This window comes from Streptomyces sp. PH10-H1 (genome assembly GCF_030063355.1).
In the GTDB taxonomy this organism is placed as follows: domain Bacteria; phylum Actinomycetota; class Actinomycetes; order Streptomycetales; family Streptomycetaceae; genus Actinacidiphila.
Window position 1 is genome coordinate 1 of the sequence record NZ_JASISZ010000164.1, and the last position, 4,468, is coordinate 4,468.

The 4,468-nt window shown below is 63.1% G+C and carries 5 protein-coding genes; 2 read left to right on the plus strand and 3 right to left on the minus strand.

The features are described from left to right. Together QMK24_RS40650 and QMK24_RS40655 are read left to right on the plus strand one after the other, a co-directional pair. A partial coding sequence (locus QMK24_RS40650; protein ID WP_283471951.1) for an integrase core domain-containing protein occupies window positions 1–144 on the plus strand: 144 nt, incomplete at its 5' end. A 118-nt stretch (window positions 145–262) separates the two neighbouring features. Further along, window positions 263–475, plus strand: a complete 213-nt coding sequence (locus QMK24_RS40655; RefSeq protein ID WP_283471947.1) for a hypothetical protein — start codon at window positions 263–265, stop codon at window positions 473–475. A 210-nt stretch (window positions 476–685) separates the two neighbouring features. Here the strand turns inward: QMK24_RS40655 and QMK24_RS40660 are convergent, their stop codons facing one another. The 3 genes from QMK24_RS40660 to QMK24_RS40670 form a co-directional block, all read right to left on the minus strand. Further along, window positions 686–994, minus strand: a complete 309-nt coding sequence (locus tag QMK24_RS40660; protein WP_283471948.1) for a hypothetical protein — start codon at window positions 992–994, stop codon at window positions 686–688. A 203-nt stretch (window positions 995–1,197) separates the two neighbouring features. Beyond that, window positions 1,198–3,426 (minus strand): RHS repeat domain-containing protein, encoded by a 2,229-nt coding sequence (locus QMK24_RS40665; protein WP_283471949.1) that lies wholly within the window; start codon window positions 3,424–3,426, stop codon window positions 1,198–1,200. Between the two features lie 55 nt (window positions 3,427–3,481). Then, a complete protein-coding gene (locus tag QMK24_RS40670; protein WP_283471950.1) occupies window positions 3,482–4,219 on the minus strand; it encodes a hypothetical protein in 738 nt (245 codons plus the stop codon). Window positions 4,220–4,468: the final 249 nt, after the last annotated feature.

Consider the following 4,468-nt stretch of genomic DNA (forward strand, 5'->3'; position numbering starts at 1 on the left):
ACGATGCGACAGGCCAGGCTGGAGATCTTCCAGTGGCTCACCTACTACAACGCCCGCCGACGCCACAGCGCGCTCGACTACCTCTCTCCAATGGAGTTCGAACAGCAGCACCGCAAGACAGTTAAACCTTCACTCGCAGCATGAACCCCTGTGTCCACACTCCGGGGGTCACCTCACTCTCCGGCCGCCCCCACCCCCGGAGCCCGCACTGCCCGCGACGACCGTCCGGGAGAACACCGGCAACGACAAGCCCGGCAGCCGCATGGCACGCGTCCTGGCCATCCTGCAGGCAGAACCCGAACGGCTGTGGCGCGCAAAGGAGATCGCCGAGCTCCTCAGCGATGTCACCCTCGTCGCCACCTATCGACAACTCGCTCGCTGGACCGAGAGAGGAATGATCAAGAGAGTCCGCACCGGCCGCTACACGGCAGTCACACCGATGACGAATCCCTTGTGTGACCTGCAGAAAGGCTAACTACCCGGCCTTGGGAGAACTTCAAAGGGCATCTGGTATCGGGCGCGTGGGGGTTCAAGTCCCCCCTCGGACACCAGTTGAGGCCCCTGTTGATCAGGGGTCTCTTGCTTTTCCGGCTGTGACGCGACCAGCCACGTGACCGGGCCCCGCCCGCCGGGGTCCAGCGGACCCCGTACGAGCCCTGCGGCTGACCACGTCAGGTGGACCGTGTCACGTGATCATCGACTGCGTATATATAGTGACCTGCTGCCCGTCTTTGAAGTCCACGGCTACTTCTCTGGTGGGGCCGTGGATCTCACTGTCCGCGGCGGGGAGTGACAAGCCCTGCGTCGAGGGCGACGGCGTGGTGGTCCCGTACATCTGCTCAATGGCCTCTGGGTCGAACGTGAACTCGTAATCCTTTAGATCGCCCACTTTCTTGCCCAGTGATCCCAAAAACTTATCGAGCTCGATTTTCGTGATCTGGAACCGGACCCACAGCCCGGATCCCGAAGAACCACCCTCACTCCAGTACCGCACCCCCTTCGCCTCTCCAGGGATCGGCAGGAGGTACCGAGATTGCACCCCCTTCGATGGCGCACCTTCGTGCGACTGCAATGCGTTTCGCGTGCTCGCGCTGGATCCCTGGCTTGATGGCGGTGATTCCACCCGCCCGCTGCAGGCTGCGATCACAGCCAGCAGAAGAAGAATTGCAACAGTCTGTCGACATCGGCGCCGAGAATTCATTGCAAAATACCTCTCATCGGGGAACTGCCGTAGACATTGAAGTCCCGCGCCATTCCTACAGTATGCAGATGAGCCAGCTCAGGCTGGTTGAAGTGGATCCAGGCACCGTTTAGGTCGTCTCGGTGTTCGCTCGGGACACCCCAGTCGTAACGCTTTCTGACTTCAAGGTTATAGACGATTCCTTCGCGGGTGAGCTTCGTCCCAGAAACGCGCCATTGGAAATGATTCAGCGCATAGAACCAATCGAGACTTTTTCCGCCGTCTGATTCAACCGAACGCGTTCCCTGCCATCCCGAATCGAATATGTGGTTGCGGGATTTGCTTACTCCGGCCAAATAGCTAGCGACGGTCTTCTTGAAGTTTGGAATCTCATTGATCATCGTACTCGGGTCCACTTCATAGTCGTCCCCGCTGTTTTCCATCCAGTGCTGCAGAAGATCGTGGGCGTTGGTCCAATCTTTCGCCCAGGACCCTGTGAGCACCCATCCCACCTTTCCGTAGACTTTCTTGTCGCGCCGACTCGGAGCTTCTTTGTTGTACTGTCGGTCCTCCGTATCGCCGTATTCCAAATCGCCGCTAGGTATGCAAGCCTTTCCGCATTTTCCTGCCGCGTTGTCATTTTCGACTATCGGGCTCGTTGTTTTATTGCAGAGCTCCGGGTTGATGTCGCACTTGGTACGTCCGGTGGGGTCCGAGTACGTGGCGGGATTGCTGTCGGCGTAAGCGTAGCCGCCGAGGGTTTGGGGTTGATCGAATTCGAGCAGCGGGTCGACGCTGAGGAAGCGGCCGATGGTGGGGTCGTATTCGCGGGCGCCGAGGTGGGTGAGACCGGTGTCTGTGTCTTTGGTGCCGCCGACGAAGCCGTTGTCTCCGCTCCAGCCGGTGGATGCGGTGCCGCGTGCGCCACCGAAGATGGTGGTCTTGCGGCGGGTAACAGCTTGGGTGGTGGCGTCGATCTGAGTGGTGGCAGTGCCGTGTTGGTCGGATATAAGGAAGATGAGTTTGCTGGCGGTGCGCATGGCGACGGTTTTGTCGCCGTAAGTGTAGTAGCGGGTGGCGGTCTTGGTGGTGTTGTCGGGCTTGAGGAGGAGTTCGTTTCCGCCGGGCAGGTAGAGGGTGGTGCCGGTGGAGTCCTTGCGAAGAAGGCGCTGGCCGTCGGCGTCGTAGGTGTAGTTGGTGATGGCAGGGCCCTGGGTGAGCTTAGTGAGGTGGCCCTCAAGGTCCCAGGTCAGGTCCTGCTGGGCGGCGGCGCCGACCTTGCGGGTGACGGTGTTGCCTGCCACGTCGTAGGTGTAGGTCTCAGCACTCGTACCGTTGACGGTGACGCCGGGCAGGTTGTGCTTTCCGGTGGCCGGAACCTGGTAGGTGCGGGTGGTGTCGGTGGCCGGGCCCGTGGCGGTCTGGTGCTGGGTTTCGGTGGTGCGGTTGCCGACCGGGTCGTAGCCGTAGGACGTCCAGTAGGCATCCGGTCCGCCGACGGTGCTGGACGAGCCGGCGGCCGGGGTAGTGGCGCACTGGTCGGTGGCGGTCCAGGCATCGGTGATACGGCGCAGTGCGTCGGTGACGAAGCATTGGGTGTCGGTGACCGCGGCGGCGTCCTGGCCGCTGGTGGTGGCGGTGGAAGTGACGTTGCCGGCCGGGTCGTAGACGTAGCGGGTGTCGTTGACCCGCTGGGGAGCGATATCACGGTCGGTGATCTGGCGGGTCAGGGCGCTGGTGTGCTCGTCGTACTCGTAGCTCGCGAAGACCTTGCTGCCGAAGGCGCCGAATTCCTCGCGGGTGGTGCGGCCGTAGTGGTCGTAGACCGTGTTCGAGACGATCGGGTCGGTGCCTGCGGCCAGGGTGGCGGGGAGGGCCGAATTGACCGTGTAGAGGGGGGTGAGGACTTCCTGTGGCAGGTCGCCCAGGGCCGGCTGGGAGACAGACTTGACCTCTCCGGTGGGGTAGTAGCCGGTGGTCCACTTGTAGGTGCCGCCCAGTGCGCCGGCGCCGGCCGGGATCGTGACCTGGGTGATGCCCGGCTTGTTGAGGGCGGTGTAGTAGGTGACCGCGGTGGTGTAGGCCTCGCCGTTGACGTAGCGGGTGGAGGTGGCAGGCTGGCCCAGACCGCCGGTGGCGGTGTCGTAGGTCCACCCGGCCAGGGGGGTCGCACCTTGCTTGAGGGCGGTCTTGCGGCCCAGTACGTCGTAGTCGGTGTGCAACGTGATGCCGCGGGAGTCGGTCACGTCCGTGGCCCGGCCGCCGGCGTCGTAGGCGGTGGTGGAGGTGCCCTTGTCCGGGTCATCGGCCCGGGTCTGACGGCCCCGCCACGTCGTAGGTGTACGTCCACTGCGCGCCCGATGGGTCCTGGAATTGCGCCAACCGGCCGTGGTCGTTGAAGGTGGAGAGCGTGGACTGCGAGGTGGTGCGGGCGGAGTTGGTGTATTCCCTCAGCCCGGTGGTGCGGCCCAGAACGTCGGTAACGGTGGTCCTGGCTGTGCCGCCGGCCGGCGGAATGACGGTGGTGGTGTCACCGGTGTAGCTGGTGGTGGTGCGGTTGGTCTCGTCGCCGAACTTCTTGGAGATCACCGCCGTGGTGCGTCCCGCACCGTCGAAGAGGGTGTCGGTGGAGGCCGGGTACGTGGTCTCCTGCCCGGTCACCAGCACGGGCTCGGCGCTTCCGTCCGCGTAATAGTCGCCTGAACTACGCCAGGCCAGGCCGCGGGTGTCGTAGAACGTCTCGGTCACCAGCCGCCCGGAGTCGTCAGGAGAAGGCGCCTGTATCTGCCGGGGCCTCAACAGACCGTCATAGATCGCATAGGACATCTGGTACTTGCCTTGATAGTTGAGATCCTTCTTGCTGACAACGATCGGGCCGTCGTTGCGCACCAGGTAGTCGAAGGTATAGCTGGGGGTGTCGGGGTACGTAACCGCCGATCGCGCGGGGGACCAGACCTTCACCATGCGGCCCATCGCGTCATACCCCGTAGTGGTCACCCGGCCGTTCGCGTCCGAATCCGCGATAGGCAGGCCGCGCAAGGGGTCCAAGGTCGTTGTGGCCGTGTGACTCAACGGGTTGGTCACGAAAACCTGGGTCGGAGCCTCGCCGGTAGCCGGGACAAAGTCCGTACGGGTGATCTTCCCGTAGGCGTCGGATGCCGCTAGTGTCTCGTGATCCTGATTGCGTCACTTCGAGTTGTTTGCAACGAGCTTCTTGATGCTGGTCTGGACGAGGCGGACCTTCGCCAGAATCTCTTCGGCGGTTGCGGTCCAAGTGAATGGTCTTGC